Annotated in this window: 12 protein-coding genes; 5 read left to right on the top strand and 7 right to left on the bottom strand. The window is 70.2% G+C overall.

Annotation, left to right across the window (positions count from 1 at the left end; translation table 11 throughout):
* The first annotated feature begins 42 nt into the window (after window positions 1-42).
* Window positions 43-2,997 carry a BTAD domain-containing putative transcriptional regulator gene (locus ACFV8T_RS08165; RefSeq protein ID WP_385325664.1) on the top strand — a complete coding sequence of 985 codons (2,955 nt, stop codon included), beginning with the start codon at window positions 43-45 and terminating at the stop codon, window positions 2,995-2,997.
* 48 nt (window positions 2,998-3,045) lie between these two features.
* Here the strand turns inward: ACFV8T_RS08165 and ACFV8T_RS08160 are convergent, their stop codons facing one another.
* Window positions 3,046-4,872, bottom strand: coding sequence for an NHL domain-containing thioredoxin family protein (locus tag ACFV8T_RS08160; protein ID WP_385325662.1), 1,827 nt, complete (start codon window positions 4,870-4,872; stop codon window positions 3,046-3,048).
* Between the two features lie 64 nt (window positions 4,873-4,936).
* Between ACFV8T_RS08160 and ACFV8T_RS08155 the strand changes: the two genes are divergently transcribed.
* Window positions 4,937-5,428 carry an LURP-one-related/scramblase family protein gene (locus ACFV8T_RS08155; RefSeq protein WP_385325661.1) on the top strand — a complete coding sequence of 164 codons (492 nt, stop codon included), beginning with the start codon at window positions 4,937-4,939 and terminating at the stop codon, window positions 5,426-5,428.
* 32 nt (window positions 5,429-5,460) lie between these two features.
* Here the strand turns inward: ACFV8T_RS08155 and ACFV8T_RS08150 are convergent, their stop codons facing one another.
* A complete protein-coding gene (locus ACFV8T_RS08150; protein ID WP_385325660.1) occupies window positions 5,461-6,258 on the bottom strand; it encodes a carbon-nitrogen family hydrolase in 798 nt (265 codons plus the stop codon).
* Between the two features lie 170 nt (window positions 6,259-6,428).
* Here ACFV8T_RS08150 and ACFV8T_RS08145 point away from each other — a divergent pair, with 170 nt between their 5' ends.
* Window positions 6,429-7,253, top strand: coding sequence for a maleylpyruvate isomerase family mycothiol-dependent enzyme (locus ACFV8T_RS08145; RefSeq protein WP_385325658.1), 825 nt, complete (start codon window positions 6,429-6,431; stop codon window positions 7,251-7,253).
* A gap of 81 nt (window positions 7,254-7,334) precedes the next feature.
* On the opposite strand, the gene ACFV8T_RS08140 is transcribed toward ACFV8T_RS08145, so the two are convergent.
* Both ACFV8T_RS08140 and ACFV8T_RS08135 read right to left on the bottom strand, forming a co-directional pair.
* Entirely contained in the window at window positions 7,335-8,645 is a 1,311-nt protein-coding gene (locus ACFV8T_RS08140; RefSeq protein ID WP_385325656.1) for a nitrate/nitrite transporter, read from the bottom strand.
* Window positions 8,642-9,337: a GntR family transcriptional regulator gene (locus tag ACFV8T_RS08135; protein WP_385325655.1), complete on the bottom strand. Its 696-nt coding sequence runs from the start codon at window positions 9,335-9,337 to the stop codon at window positions 8,642-8,644. The genes ACFV8T_RS08140 and ACFV8T_RS08135 overlap by 4 nt, the downstream gene beginning before the upstream one ends.
* A gap of 270 nt (window positions 9,338-9,607) precedes the next feature.
* Here ACFV8T_RS08135 and ACFV8T_RS08130 point away from each other — a divergent pair, with 270 nt between their 5' ends.
* The gene (locus ACFV8T_RS08130; protein ID WP_385325653.1) at window positions 9,608-10,459 is read left to right on the top strand and encodes a D-alanyl-D-alanine carboxypeptidase family protein; all 852 of its coding nucleotides are present in this window, start codon (window positions 9,608-9,610) and stop codon (window positions 10,457-10,459) included.
* 131 nt (window positions 10,460-10,590) lie between these two features.
* On the opposite strand, the gene ACFV8T_RS08125 is transcribed toward ACFV8T_RS08130, so the two are convergent.
* Complete coding sequence (locus tag ACFV8T_RS08125) at window positions 10,591-11,025, bottom strand: VOC family protein (protein WP_385325652.1); 435 nt, start codon at window positions 11,023-11,025, stop codon at window positions 10,591-10,593.
* Window positions 11,026-11,550: 525 nt separating this feature from the next.
* Here ACFV8T_RS08125 and ACFV8T_RS08120 point away from each other — a divergent pair.
* Window positions 11,551-12,033 carry a response regulator transcription factor gene (locus ACFV8T_RS08120; protein ID WP_385325651.1) on the top strand — a complete coding sequence of 161 codons (483 nt, stop codon included), beginning with the start codon at window positions 11,551-11,553 and terminating at the stop codon, window positions 12,031-12,033.
* 21 nt (window positions 12,034-12,054) lie between these two features.
* Here the strand turns inward: ACFV8T_RS08120 and ACFV8T_RS08115 are convergent, their stop codons facing one another.
* Together ACFV8T_RS08115 and ACFV8T_RS08110 are read right to left on the bottom strand one after the other, a co-directional pair.
* Entirely contained in the window at window positions 12,055-13,689 is a 1,635-nt protein-coding gene (locus tag ACFV8T_RS08115; protein ID WP_385325649.1) for an ABC-F family ATP-binding cassette domain-containing protein, read from the bottom strand.
* A gap of 17 nt (window positions 13,690-13,706) precedes the next feature.
* Complete coding sequence (locus ACFV8T_RS08110) at window positions 13,707-14,963, bottom strand: MFS transporter (protein WP_385325647.1); 1,257 nt, start codon at window positions 14,961-14,963, stop codon at window positions 13,707-13,709.
* Between the last annotated feature and the right edge of the window lie 21 nt (window positions 14,964-14,984).

Here is a 14,984-nt window from a genome sequence, read left to right as displayed (position 1 = left end):
TGCCCGGCCCCGGGCTCATCCCGCCCGGAAGGGAAGCTGCTCGTGGAGTTCCGGCTGCTCGGCACCGTCTCCGTCGACACGTTCACCGGGCCGCTGCCGCTCGGCCCCGCCAAACGCCGCAGTCTGCTCGCCGCGCTGTTGCTGTCCGCCAACACCCCCGTCTCCATCACCAGGCTGACGGACTCCCTGTGGGACGACACACCGCCGCTGCACGCCCGCAGCGTCATCCAGGGGCATGTGTCCCGGCTGCGCGCCCTGCTGGTGGGTGCGGACGCGGAGGCGTACGGGGTGGAGCTGGTCACGCTCGGCGACGCGTACGTGCTGCGGCTGCCGGAGACCCTGCTGGACTCGCAGCGCTTCGAGGAGCTGCTGACACTGGCGCGGGGGCAGCGCAGCCCCGCCGACGCGGTACTGATGCTCAAGGAGGCCCTGTCCCTGTGGCAGGGTCCGGCGCTCAGCGGCGCGTTCGCCGGACGGCCGCTCCAGGCGGCCGCGCACTCGCTGGAGGAGTCGCGGCTGGCGACGGTCGAGCAACTGGCGCGCGCCTATGCCGCGCTGGGGGAGCACAACCGGGCGGCGGCGGTACTGCGGTCGGAAGCCGTCGCGCATCCGATGCGGGAGTCGCTGGCGGCGGCCCTGATGACGGCGCTGTACCGGGCGGGACGTCAGTCGGAGGCACTGGACTGGTTCCACCGCACGAGGCGGCTGCTCGCCGACGAGCTGGGGATCGATCCCGGACACGAACTCGCCGACGCATATGCGCTGATCCTGCGCGGCGACCCCGGGCCGGACGCCGGGGAAGGCGGACGGAACGCGCCCGGCGGTCCGGGGACGACAGCCCGCGGCCCGGTCCGGTCGGGCGGCGGTGACAGCGGCGGCGCCGGGAACGGGGCCGTGCCCGCGGCCCGCCCGGCGGCGGACCGACGGGCCGGAACGGACGGCGGGACCGCGGCGGCACCGGCCGACCGCCCGGACGAGCGGCCCGGCGATACGGGCGGCGGTGCGGGCGGCGATACGGGCGGCGCCCCCAGTCCCGCGCCGCCCCGCCCCCTCCCCGTGCCGTCCCTCGCCGGCGAGCCGCACCCCACCGATCTGCTGCCCCGCGCGCCCCGCGGCTTCCAGGGGCGGACCGCCGAACTGGCCGCGCTCACCCGGGCCGCGGCGGGCGAGGCACCCGTCTGCCTGGTCACCGGACCGGCCGGGGTGGGCAAGACCGCGCTGGCCCTGCAGTGGGCGCACCGCAACCCGGCCGCCTTCCCGGACGGGCGGCTCTTCGCCGATCTGCGCGGGTTCAGCGACACCGGTGAGCCCGCACTCGTCGAAGTCCTGCGCGAGTTCCTGCTGGCGCTCGGTGTCGCGCCCCGCCGCGTCCCGGAGTCCGTCACGGCCGCGGCCGCGCTCTTCCGGTCGCTGACCGACCGGCGCCGTCTGCTCGTCATACTCGACAACGCCCGCCACTCCGCCACCGTCCGGCCGCTGCTGCCGGGCGGCACCGACTGCGTCACGCTGGTCACCAGCAGGCACCGGCTGGAAGGCCTCATCGCCTCGGACGCGGCCCGTCCCGTACCGCTCGACGTGCTCGAACCGCCGGACGGCACGGCCCTGCTGGCCGGTGTGCTCGGTGAGGACCGGGTGCTCGCCGAACCGGTCGCGGCCCGCCGGCTCGCCGAACTCTGCGGAGGGCTGCCGCTCGCCCTCCGGGTCACCGCGGCCCGGCTGGCCGGACGCCCGACCTGGACGCTGGCCGGTCTCGCGGACGAACTGGCCGACGAGCGCAGCAGGCTGACATATTTCGACGTGGACGACACCGGCGTCTCGGCCGCGCTGCGGCTGACCGTGCAGCAGCTGCCGCAGGACGCCGTCCACCAGCTCGCCCGGCTCGGCCACCACCCCGGCGGCCACTTCGACCCGTACACGGCCGCCGCGCTCGCCGGCACCGACCCGGTCGTCGCCACGGCGGCGCTGGAACGGCTCGCCGCCGCCCATCTCGTCACCGAGACGGCGCCGGGGCGCTGGGTGCTGCACGACCTGGTGCGCCTCTACGCCCGCGGCATGGACCCCGCGGGCGGGTCCGAGGCGCTCGTCGGTGTCCTCGACCACTACATCGCCACCGCGCTCGCCGCCGCCGACACGGCCGAGCCCGGCGGCGAGCCCTGCTTCGTCCTGCCGGAGGACTACCACCGCCCGGTCGCCGTACGGGACTTCGTCGACCGGGCGGCGGCGATGCACTGGCTGGCGGCCGAACGCGACGATCTGGCGCTGGCCGCCGACGCGGCCCGGACCGCCGGGTTCCACGACCGGGCCTGGCGGATCATCCTGCTCCAGTGGCCGCAGGTGGTGTGGCGGGTGCGGGACAACTGGTCCCCGCTGCTGGAGCTGGCGCTGGACTCCGCGCGCGCCCACGACGACGCGTACGCCGAGTCGAGGGTGCTCAGCCTGCTGGGCTGGGTGCTGACCGAGGAGGGCAGGACCACCGAGGCCGTCACCCTGCTGGAGCGCTCGCCCGGTCTGGCCCGGCAGGCCGGCGACCGGCTCGGCGAGGCGACCGCACTGATCAACCTCGCCGTCGTCCAGGCCGAGCAGGGAGAACTCGACACGGCTCTGGAGGGCTGCGGGCGGGCTGTCGACCTGGCCCGTGAGGAACGGGACGCGCACACCGAGATGCTGGCGCTCCAGCACCTCGCCCGGATGCAGCTGACCGCGAACCGGCCGCACGACGCCCTCGAATCCGCCCGGACGGCGCTCGACCTGGGGCCCGAGCACGAGGAGGTCGCCCGCCGGGTGCTGCTGCTGACCACCAGCGGCGAGGCCCGTCTGGCGCTCGGCGAGGAGAACGACGGGATCCGGCTGCTGGACCGGGCGGCCGGGGAGGCGGAGTCCGCCGGATACGACACCGGCGCGGTACGGGCCCTCCAGGCGCTGCTGCGGGTGACGGCCGAGCCGGAGTACCGCAAGCGGTACGAGGAGGCGGTCCGACGGCTCACCGACAACGGGTGAGACCCCTCCCGGACGCGATCACGAAAGCGCCCGGGAGGCTGCGGGAGGTCAGGCCTGCTCGTCCATTCCTGCCAGCACCAGCGGCAGCCGGGGCGTTCCCTGTGCGCTCACGCGGACGGGGACGCCCCAGTCCTGCTGGTGGACATGGCAGGCCGGGTACTCGTTCAGCGGGTCGTCGTCGCAGGACGCCGCCATCGCCGACACATGCAGGACGCCCTCGGTGACGCCCTCGGCGAGGACCAGATCACGGAAGAGGTCGGTACCGGGGCCCGCGCCCTCGGCCAGCAGCTCCGGCGGGGTCGCCGAGACCAGCAGCCGGGTCGAGGGGCCGTACCGGGTGTCCAGCTTCTGCCCGGCGGGCGCCTGGAAGACCACATCGAGCCGGAGCGTGCCCGGGGCGATCTCGGTGGCCGCGCGCCGGGTGCGGTGGGCCCGGTCGGCGACGCGTACGGCCTCCTCGGGGAGCCGCAGCCGGGTCAGCCGGTGCCGGGCGGACTCGACGACCACGAGATCGCCGTCGACCAGCACGGCGTCACTCGGCTCGCGCAGATCCGTGGCCAGGGTGGTGACCTCACCGCTCCCGGGGTCGTAGCGCCGCAGCGCGTGGTTGTACGTGTCGCAGACGGCGACGGACCCGTCGGGCAGCGCGGTCACCCCCAGCGGGTGCTGGAACAGGGCCTGCCCGGCGGCGCCGTCGCGGTGTCCGAAGTCGAAGAGTCCGGTGCCGACGGCCGTACGGACGGCGAAGCCGGATCCGTCGCGCTCGACGTACCGCAGGGCGGACGTCTCCGAGTCGGCGACCCAGAGCCGCTCCCCGTCGGCGGACGTGGCGAGCCCGGACGGCTGGGCGAACCAGGCCTCGGCGGCGGGCCCGTCGACCAGGCCCTCGTTGGTGGTGCCCGCGGCGACCTGGACGGTCCGCGTCGCGGGGTCGTACGTCCACAGCTGGTGCACGCCCGCCATGGCGATCCACAGCCGGTCCGCGAACCAGGCGACGTCCCAGGGGGAGGAGAGGTCGACCTCACGGGCCGGTCCGGACGTCGGCGAGCCCTGCCACCACTGGCGGCCGGTGCCGGCGAGCGTCGTCGTCTCCCCGGTGGAGAGGTCGAGGGCGCGGATGGCGTGGTTGACCGTGTCGGCGACCGCGATCCGGCCGTCGGGCAGGACGGCGAGGCCCTGCGGCTCGGAGAACCGGGCCTCGTCGGGTGCGCCGTCGGTGAACCCCCTGTTCCCTGTTCCGATGTGACGGCGAACCGTTTCACTGTCACGTTCGATCTCGACCAGGCGGTGGCGGGTGGTGTCGGAGACGAGGAAGCCGCCGTCGGGCAGGAGCAGCGCCTTGCCGGGGAAGCGCAGATGCGTGGCGACCGGTTCGGGCGCGACATAGGGGCCGTCGCCGCGGCGCAGCGTGCCCTTCGCCGCGTGCTCGGCCTCCAGCTCCTCGACCAGCTTCTCGATGGCGTGCGCATGGCCCTCGCCGGCGTGCTGGGCGACGACATAGCCCTCGGGGTCGATGACGACGAGCGTGGGCCAGGCCCGTACGGCGTACTGCTTCCAGGTCGCCAGTTCCGGATCGTCGAGGACCGGGTGGTGGACCTCGTACCGCTCGACGGCGTCGACGACGGCCTGGTGCTCGGCCTCGTGGACGAACTTCGGCGAGTGCACCCCGATGATCACCAGGGTGTCTCGATGCTTCTCCTCCAGCTCGCGCAGCTCATCGAGGACATGCAGGCAGTTCACACAGCAGAAGGTCCAGAAATCCAGAATCACAATGCGTCCTCGCAGGTCAGCGAGGGTGTACTGCTGGTCGCCGGTATTGAGCCAGCCACCCTTGCCGACCAGCTCGGGGGCCCTGACGCGCGCACGTGTTGCCATGTGAACAGTCAACATCACCGTGGCATCCACGCATTCCGCAGGGACCTCGGGGAACCTGTGAGCCATGAGATTCCTGGTGCGTGAACGACTCTTCGCCGTCGGTGACGACTACTGGATCGAGGACGTGGACGGCCGCAAGGTGTTCCTCGTCGACGGCAAGGCCATGCGGGTGCGGGACACCTTCGAGCTGAAGGACGCACAGGGCCGGATCCTGGTCGAGATCCGGCAGAAGCTGCTCAGCCTGCGCGACACGATGCTCATCGAGCGCGACGGCGAACAGCTCGCCAGGATCAAGCGCAAGCGGCTGTCGCTGCTGCGCAACCACTACCGGGTCACACTGGTCGACGGCACCGAGCTCGACGTCAGCGGCAAGATCCTGGACCGCGAGTTCGCCATCGACTACGACGGGGAACTACTGGCGCAGATCTCCCGGCGTCGGCTGACCGTCCGGGACACCTACGGCATCGATGTCGTACGGGAGGACGCCGACGCGGCACTGCTCATCGCCGTATCGGTCTGCGTCATCGTGCTCGCGGACAAGGAGCGCGAGGACTGACCCGCCCCGGTTTCACGTGAAACGAAGCGGTCCTACCGGAGCCTGGGCGGGGCCAGTCCCAGGCGGCGGTCCTTGAGGGCCGGGAACTGCTCACGGGTCGTCGCCACCCTGGCCGGGTCGAACTCCACGCCGAGCACCTCCTCGTCCGCACCCGCCTCCGCGAGCACCTCGCCCCACGGGTCGACGACGATGCTGTGCCCGGCCTGCTGGACTCCGGCGTGGGTGCCCGCGGTGCCGACGGCCAGGACGTACGACTGGTTCTCGACGGCGCGGGCCTGCGCCAGCAGCGTCCAGTGGGCGCGGCGCCGCTCGGGCCAGCCCGCCGCGACGATCAGCGTCCCCGCGCCCGCGTCGACCAGGCCGCGGAACATCTCCGGGAAACGCAAGTCGTAACAGGTGGCGAGGCCGAGCGTGGTCTGCGGCAGGGCGACCGTGACCAGTTCCTCGCCGGCGCCCATCATGACCGCCTCGCCCTGGTCGAAGCCGAAGCGGTGGATCTTGCGGTACGCGGCGGCCCGCTCGCCCTCGGGCGTGAAGACGAGCGAGGTGTTGTAGAGGGTGCCGTCCGGGGCGCGCTCGACGAAGGAGCCCGCGTGCAGCCAGACCCCGGCGTCGGCCGCGGCCTTCGCCATGATGTCGTGGGTGGGCCCCTGGAGCGGTTCGGCCTCGTCCGCGAAGTCGGCATACGCGAAGGCGCCGACCGGCCAGAGCTCGGGAAGCACCACCAGATCCGCACCGCGCTGGGCCGCGACCAGTGAAGCCGCACGCTGCCTACGGGCGTTGACGGATTCGTCCGGGTCTACTGCGATCTGGATGAGGGAGGCGCGCACACTACCACCGTCCTGGCATTCGAGCCGTCAACACGGGCCTACGATCGTCACACGAAAGCACTGCCGGGGTGCCTGCTCGCAGCGTAACTTAGCGAACGAACCTCCCACGCAGCCCGCCGCCCGCGCCAAGCTCTCCAGCCCATGCACCGCAGAACCGCACGAGGGGTCCCGTGACCGTCCATCCCAGCCTCCAGACCTACGCCGATGCCTGGACCCACTCCATCGAGTCGATAGCCGAGCTGGTGAAGCCACTCGCCGAGGGGGAGTGGAACCGCCGTACGCCATGCCCCGCCTGGTCGGTGCGCGACATCGTCTCGCACGTCATCGGCATGGAGTCCGAGCAGCTCGGCGACCCGCGCCCGATCCACACGCTGCCCCGCGACCTCTACCACGTGCAGAACGACTTCGCCCGGTACATGGAGATGCAGGTCGATGTGCGGCGTCACCACACCGCACCGGAGATGACCTCCGAGCTGGAGTACACGATCATCCGGCGGGCCCGTCAGCTGCGCAACGAGACGCGCGATCCCGAGACCATGGTCCGGGCGCCGCTCGGCGCCGAGCAGACCCTCGAACTGGCGCTGCGGATGCGCGCCTTCGACGTCTGGGTGCATGAGCAGGACCTGCGGGCGACGCTGGGGCAGCCCGGCAACCTGGACTCCCCCGGCGCCACCGTCGTCCGGGACACCCTGTTGCAGGCGCTGCCGAAGGTGGTCGCCAAGGACGCGGGGGCACCGGCCAGTTCGGCGATCGTGCTCGATGTGCACGGGCCACTGGAGTTCCTGCGCACCGTCAGGGTCGACGCGGAGGGCCGTGGTTCGGTGGACGGTTCGCCGTCGCTCGGGCCCGCGGTGACGCTGGCGATGGACTGGGAGACGTACTTCCTCCTCGCCTGCGGGCGGGTGCGCGCGGGTGCGGTCGCCGAGCGGATCAAGGTCGAGGGCGATCAGGACCTGGCGACGGCGATCCTGCAGAACTTCGCCGTGACGCCGTGACGGCGTAGTGCCGTGACGTCATGATCGGCGGCGCCCGTCGCACGAGGGACGGGCGCGCCGCCGATCCGGCGCGCGGGGCGGTCACACCGGTACGTGCACGGCCTCCACGCGGCTGACCACATGGTGGTCCCGCTCGCGGTGCGTGGCCCTGGAGTGCAGCCGCAGGATCTGTACGACGCCGAACGCCTCCAGCACGAAGACCGAGGCGAACGCGATCCGGTAGTTGTCGCCGGTCGCGTCCAGCAGCACACCGACGGCGAACAGCGTGGTCATCGAGGCGACGAAGCCGCCCATGTTGACGATGCCCGACGCGGTGCCCTGCCGCTCCGGCGGATTGGCCGGCCGCGCGAAGTCGAATCCGATCATCGAGGCCGGACCGCACGCGCCGAGCACCACACACAGCACGATCAGCAGCCACATCGGCGCACGGTCGCCCGGACAGAAGATGGCCGACGCCCAGAGCAGTGCCGTCATCGCGACCGTACCGAGGGCCAGCGGGGCGCGGGCCGCGTGGTGGCGGGCGATGATCTGCCCGTAGACCAGCCCGAAAGCCATGTTGGAGAGCACCACCAGGGTCAGCAGCTCACCGGCGCTGGACCGGCTGAGCCCCTGCGCCTCCACCAGGAACGGCAGCCCCCACAGCAGCAGGAACACCATGGCCGGGAACTGCGTGGTGAAGTGCACCCACATACCGAGCCGGGTGCCGGGCTCCCGCCAGGAAGCGGCGATCTGCTTGCGCACATAGGCGGCACCCGCGTGCTCCGCGGGCGGCGGCTCATGGCCCTCGGGGTGGTCCTTCAGGAACAGCAGGAGCAGGACGAGGACGACGACCCCGGCGACGGAGCTGCCGACGAACGTGGTGGTCCAGCCGAACCCATGCAGGGCCCGTGCGATGAAGAGCGTGGAGACGAGGTTGCCCGCCATCCCGAAGAGCGCCGCGACCTGGCCGATCAGCGGGCCGCGCCGGGCCGGGAACCAGCGGGCGCCGAGCCGCAGCACGCTGATGAACGTCATCGCGTCACCGCAGCCGAGCAGCGCCCTGGACGCCAGCGCCATGCCGTACGAGGGGGAGAGCGCGAAGCCGAGCTGCCCGAGGGTGAACAGGACGGCCCCGAGAGCGAGGACCTTCTTGGTACCGAGCCGGTCGACCATCAGGCCGACGGGTATCTGCATGCCCGCGTAGACGAGCAGCTGAAGGATGGAGAACGTGGAGAGCGCGGAGGCGTTGACGTGGAACCGGTCGGCGGCGTCCAGCCCGGCGACGCCCAGGCTGGTGCGGAAGATGATGGCGACGAAATAGACGGCGACCCCGATGCCCCAGACCCGGGCGGCACGTCGGCCGCCGGGTGGATCGCCGGGCAGGGACAAGGTGGGAGCGGCGGCAGAACTCACCGGTCCTCACCCCTGACCAGCACCTTGACCCGGCTGACATGGCGCCGCACGACCTGCGCGGCACCGTCCGCGTCACCGGCCCTGATCGCCTCCAGCAGCTCACCGTGCTCGGTGATGTTGGCGGCGATCCTCCCCGGGTGCGCCTCCATCACGGCGACGCCCATCCGCAGCTGCCGGTCGCGCAGCTGGTCGTAGAGGCGCGAGAGGATGTCGTTGCCCGCGTTGCGCACGATCTCGGCGTGGAAGCAGCGGTCCTTCACCGACACCTCCGCCAGATCCCCGGCCTCGGCCAGCTGCCGCTGCTCCTCCAGGAGTTCTTCGAGCCGGCCGATCAGCTGCGCGGAGGCGGGCACGGCCTTGCGCGCCGCGAACTCCTCGACCAGCAGCCGGGTTTCCACCACATCGGCGATCTCCTGTGCGGAGACGGCGAGGACGAGGGCGCCCTTCTTCGGATACAGCTTGATCAGCCCCTCGACCTCCAGCCGCAGCAGCGCCTCGCGCACCGGCGTGCGGGAGACGCCGACGGCCTCCGCGAGGTCTCCTTCGGTCAGGAGCGTGCCGCCCTCGTAACGGCGGCCCAGGACCGCCTCCTTGATATGGGCGTACACGCGCTCGGCGGCGGGGGGCTGCTTGGTGGGGGACTTCACGGCGGGCTTCGCGGCAGGCTTCACGGCTGGGGGTGCGGCAGGCATGCACACAGCATAGATACAAGATGCGTGCATGGCGAAACGGATCCGGGATCCGGACGGACGCTTCACCACCGATCATGGCCGGAATCACCCGTAGCCCCGAATAGCTCCGAAATTGCCCCAGGAATCAGCACATCCATCCCCCGCTCTCATGAGTCTCACCACCGAGCGGCACCCACATGTGGCCGCATTCCAGGGGCATTTGGAGCGTTCAAGTTGAAAATCGGCATTAAGGGCATCAAGGGCATAAACCGTGTTTCTGCCACTGCCACCGTGGCTCTGACGGCAGGTGCCGTCATCGCGGGCAGCGCGTTCGCCTCCACCGCGCAGGCCGCCACGCTGCCCAACCCCAAGATCACTGCCCCGGGCGGGTACGTGATGAACAACGGCACCGCGAAGTCCCTGTTCGCCAAGACCGCGGACACCCGTCGCTCCACCGGCTCCACCACCAAGATCATGACGGCGAAGGTGGTGCTGTCGCAGAAGAACCTGAACCTGGATTCCAAGGTCACGATCCAGAAGGCGTACAGCGACTACATCGTCTCCAAGGGCGCCTCGTCGGCCCACCTCATCGTGGGCGACAAGGTCACCGTCCGCCAGCTGCTGTACGGCCTGATGCTGCCGTCCGGCTGCGACGCCGCCTACGCGCTGGCCGACAAGTTCGGCTCCGGCTCCACCCGCGCGGCCCGTGTGAAGTCGTTCATCGGCAAGATGAACGCCCAGGCCAAGTCCCTCGGGCTGAAGAACACCCACTTCGACTCGTTCGACGGCATAGGGAACGGCTCGAACTACTCGACGCCGCGCGACCTGACGAAGATCGCCAGCAGCGCGATGAAGAACTCCACCTTCCGCTCGGTCGTCAAGACCAAGTCGACCAAGCAGAAGGTCACCACGAAGTCCGGCGGCTACCGCTACATGTCGTGGTCCAACACCAACACGATGCTCAGCAGCTACAGCGGCGCCATCGGCGTGAAGACCGGCTCCGGCCCGTCGGCCAAGTACTGCCTGGTCTTCGCCGCGACCCGTAACGGCAAGACGGTCATCGGCACCGTGCTCGGCTCGTCGAGCGCGGCCAACCGCACCGCGGACATGAAGAAGATCATGGACTACTCCTTCAAGAAGTAGTCCCGCCGGTCACGGCAGTACACGCAGAGGGGCCCCGCACCACGCGGGGCCCCTCTCCGTTACCGCACTGCTCCTCCGGCCGCATCGGGCGTTCTCGTACGAGAACCGGAAGGCGCCATGGGCGGAGATGCTCAGTCGAGGCAGAACTCGTTGCCCTCGATGTCCTGCATGTTGATGCACGACTCGTTTTCCTCGTCGGCGTACAGCACGTTCGTGCACACCGCGCCGAGCGCCACCAGCCGATCGCGTTCGGCCTCAAGCACCGCCAGCCGCTCCGCGCCCACGAGCCCGGTGCCGGCCCGCACGTCGACGTGCACCCTGTTCTTGGCGACCTTGTCTTCGGGGACGCGCTGGAAGTACATGCGCGGGCCCTCACCCGTGGGATCGGAGCACGCGAACCACGCACCCCGCTCCCCGGGCGGCAGTGAGTCGTTGTAGGCGTCCCAGGAGTCGAACCCCTCCGGCGGCGGAGGCGCGACGTACCCCAGCACCTCGCACCAGAAACGGGCGACGCGCTCGGGGTCCGCGCAGTCGAAAGTGATCTGGATCTTCCTCACCGATGCCATTCGGCCACCCTAACAGCGGGCGTCCGCCGTACAACCGCCGGTGGATATCCGCACGTTGACCAGCAGCTGGACACCGTCCGCCCCACGGTCCGCGGGGTCCCGGGCAGGCCCGGAGGCAGGCGAACGACCCGCCCCCGGGCACACCCCGGCCTGCGGCCAGACATCCCTTCGACACGTTTTCAGCAGTCTTCTGGAAGAGGCAGTTCGCAGGCATGACACCCGAAGAGGCCGCCACTCCTCCTTCTGAGGCATGAAGCTGTTGCCTGCCCGCGAATCGATCCGGCTCCACCAATGCAGAGGAGTGAACCGATGACGTGCAAGGAGAGCGCCAAGGCCATCGCCCGACGGGTGGAAGTGATGGCACCAGCCGTGGGCACAGGGGGCGCACGTCAATCAGGCCGAATCAGTGAGCGGGGTTGAGGAAGCGATGTACCGAATCGGTTTGCTGCACAGTCATCCCCTGATTGCCTGGGCCGTGGCCGGGCACTGGCTACCGTCCCCGACCTCTCGGTCAGCCTGCTCGACGTGAACTCTGCCGTACCGGACTCCGGGTGCGACGATGCGTACGACGTCCTGATCACCAATCAGATTTGCAACTCCGGTGATCAGCCACTGGGCTTCAAGGTTCCCAAGGCATCCTGCGTTCTTGTGATGTCGCCGTTGCCCGAGGGAATCGCAGCTGAGACGTCCGGCGCCGATGGCTACCTCAGCGAGTTCAGCTCACCGAGCGAACTGGTCCGAGCAGTCCATCGAGCAGCCGTAGCGGGGCAACCGCCCTCGGACGGCCAGGCCAAGGTTTCAGCGCAAGAACGCCCCGATCTATCCAAGCGGGAGCGGCAGGTACTCGGCTTCATTGCGGATGGGCTGACACATGCGCAAATAGCCAGGCGGCTCGTCATCAGCCAGCACACCGTCGACACCTACGTAAAGCGAATCCGGTGCAAATTGAGGGTTGGGAACAAAGCTGAACTCACCAGGGCAGCGTTGGCCATGTGCTGGGCGGCCTGAGGGCTGTCCCGTAGCAGTACCTCATGGGCCGCTGAGCTCGGTGACCTCCACCGTCGTGTCGATGCGTACCGACTCGGCAAGCCTCCGATCATGGGTGACCAGCAGAAGGGAGCCCGAGAAGCTGTCCAACGCCTGCTCCAGCTGTTGAACCGCTTCAATGTCCAGATGGTTCGTCGGCTCGTCCAGGATCAGGCAGTTGACCCCTCTCGCCTGGAGCAGTGCCAGACCTGCGCGAGTCCGCTCCCCCGGCGACAAGGTCCGCGCCATGCGCAACGCCGCCTCCCCGCCCAGACGGAACTTCGCCAGCAGGGTCCGGGCCTCCGTCACACCGAGGCCGGTCTTCGACCTCAGCACGTCGACCACGGGTCGACTGGTATCGAACAGTCGCCTGGTCTGGTCGATCTCCCCGACCACCACACCGGCACCGGCCCATTGCGAACCACTTTCCAGAGGTATCCGGCCGAGCAGGCATTCCAACAAGGTGGTCTTTCCCGAGCCGTTCGGGCCAGAGATCCGGATCCGCTCACCCCAGCCCACCTCAAGGTCGATCGGCCCGAGAGTGAACGCCCCCCGGCGCACCACGGCTGCCCGCAGGGCCAGGGACACATCGCCCGTCCCCGCTGTCTCCGCAATCGAGAATCTCAGTTGCCAGGATTCCCGCACCTGCTCGGGGGCCTGCCTGTCGAGTCGTTCGACCGCGCGGTCCGCTTTCGCCGCAGCCGCGCCGGTCTGCTGGGCCCCTGCGATACGTGACGCCTTGCGGAACTTGTCCCCGTCAGGCTGACGGCGCGGATTCGCCGCCCGCTGCGTACCTTCCCGGGACCACTGGCGGTGAGTTCGCGCAGTGTCGACCAGACGGCGACGGGTCGCTTCATGCGCGCTGTACGCGTCAACGGCGCGTCGGCGAGCCAGCGCCCGCTCCGCGACAAAGGCGTCCCAGCCCCCGCCGTACTCCGCGCCCCGGCGCGTGAACTCGTCGAGTTCGACGATGCGGTTAACCGTAGCCGAGAGGAACGCCCGGTCATGGCTGACCAAGGCGATTCCGGCCCGTGACGTGTGCACATGGTGCTCCAGGCGGTCCAGGCCGTCGGCGTCCAGGTCATTGGTCGGTTCATCGAGAAGAAGGACATCCGGCTGCGCCAGTAGCACCGCCGCCAGGGCCAAGCGGGCCCGCTGCCCGCCGGACAGGTCGGCTGTCTCCCGCCCGTCCAGATCCAGCCCCAGGTCGGAGGCGACCACCGTCGCCCGCTCCGAGAGATCCGCGCCGCCCAGCGAGAGCCAGGTGTCCCAGGCATCCGCATAGGCTTCACCTGCCTGAGGCTCCTCGCGCTCAAGAGCAATGGTGGCCTCGTCGAGCGCCGATTGCGCCGCGGCCACTCCGGTCCTGCGGGCCAGGTACTCCGCCGTGCTCTCACCGGCGAGCACATCGGCTTCCTGTGCCAGCCTGATCACTGTGGTCGTCTGTGGCGCTCGGACAACCGTTCCGCTCTCCGGGACCAGCTCGCCGGAGAGGACCTTGAGCAGGGTCGACTTCCCCGTGCCGTTGGGCGCCACGATACCCACCCGGTCTCCCCTGCCGAGTGAGAGGCTTACGCCACCTAGCACGGTGACACCGCCGAAAGCCAGTTCCACACCCCGGCAGTCGATGCGAGTCATGCGACAGCTTCTCCTTGTCAGTTCCGAACAGTGCTCTCGACAACTGCGGGGCTCTTGCGGGTGCGTGTACGGGTGGCGAGCTGGGCAGTCCCGGGAACGGCGAGCACTCCATAGGTGGACACCAGCAACACGACGGCAGCCAGGGTGGCAAAGGGCGCAACTCCGATGAACCGGACGAGCAGCGGTGTCACGGCGAGCGCGATGGGCTGGAGGCCGAAGCTGGCCAGCCCCTCCAGGGCGAAGACCCGGCCCTGGACCTGCTCCGGGAACTCACGCTGGAGCGAGCTGTACCAGAGGACCATGAAGCAGCCGACTCCGGCGGAACCGGCGGCACCAGCGGCGCAGAACATCCACAGGGGTACGTCGACAGCGAGGCATATCGGCGTCAGCAAGCAGGGAGCCAGCGCGTTCATGGCCCACAGTCCTGGACGGCCCGAGGAAACCCTGCCTCCCAGCAACGAGCCGATCACCGAACCCGCAAGAGTGGCGGCGCTGACCCAGCCGAAAGCGGAGAGGCCGTACCGGGCCTGGCTGACCATCGGCACCAGAATGTAGTTCGGCCCGAAGAGGAAGAACACCTGCACCGTGCCCTGGAGCATCAGGACCGATACCCAGGGCCTCCGACGGACCTCGACGAGGCCCTCCCGCGCCTCGGCCAGCACCCCCCGCAGCCCGTCCGGCTCGTCGGTCTGCGGGTCGGCGGTACGGATGGGTGGCAGGCGCAGCCAGACCAGCGTGACCAGGCTGACCACGAACGTGGCGATGTCCACCAGAAGGGTCTTCGGCGGTGAGATCCCGGCGAGCATGACCCCTGCCAGCAGGGCCCCGGCCATCGAGCCGATCCGCTTGGTGGACACGTCCAGGGCGTACGCCTGCTGACGCAGGTCCTCCGGCACCACCTGAGTGAGGGCCGCACGATGAGCCGGCTCGTACAGCGCTGCGCCCGCTCCGGTCATCGCCGCGGCGGCCAGCAGCAGCGCAAGCGGCCCCTGCGAGGCGAAGAAGAAGAAGCCGCCGATCCCGGCCAGGCGGAGGACATCCGCGACGGCCATCACGAGGCTGCGGGAATATCTGTCGGCGACCACCCCGCCGGCCAGCAGCAGGACACCCATGACGGCGGACTCCACTGCCAGTAGCAGACCGAAGGTGCCGGGGCCGCGGTCCGGCACGACCAGGGCCGCGAGCACCACGACGGTGAGCTGGTTGCCCACCGTGCTCGTCACCTGCCCGAGCCAGAAGGCCAGGTATCGCCGGCTACGTAAGAGAGCGCGCATTTCAGGTTGCGACATAGTCTT

This window comes from Streptomyces sp. NPDC059832, from assembly GCF_042731715.1.
Classification (GTDB): Bacteria; Actinomycetota; Actinomycetes; order Streptomycetales; family Streptomycetaceae; genus Streptomyces.
This window is presented reverse-complemented; position numbering and strand designations above follow the sequence as displayed.

Excerpts from the sequence above, each read along its gene's own strand:
- ACFV8T_RS08135 (WP_385325655.1), bottom strand. The coding sequence starts at position 9,337 with ATGCCTGCCGCACCCCCAGCCGTGAAGCCTGCCGCGAAGCCCGCCGTG.
- ACFV8T_RS08155 (WP_385325661.1), top strand. The coding sequence starts at position 4,937 with ATGAGATTCCTGGTGCGTGAACGACTCTTCGCCGTCGGTGACGACTAC.
- ACFV8T_RS08160 (WP_385325662.1), bottom strand. The coding sequence starts at position 4,872 with ATGGCAACACGTGCGCGCGTCAGGGCCCCCGAGCTGGTCGGCAAGGGT.
- ACFV8T_RS08110 (WP_385325647.1), bottom strand. The coding sequence starts at position 14,963 with ATGCGCGCTCTCTTACGTAGCCGGCGATACCTGGCCTTCTGGCTCGGG.
- ACFV8T_RS08115 (WP_385325649.1), bottom strand. The coding sequence starts at position 13,689 with ATGACTCGCATCGACTGCCGGGGTGTGGAACTGGCTTTCGGCGGTGTC.
- ACFV8T_RS08125 (WP_385325652.1), bottom strand. The coding sequence starts at position 11,025 with ATGGCATCGGTGAGGAAGATCCAGATCACTTTCGACTGCGCGGACCCC.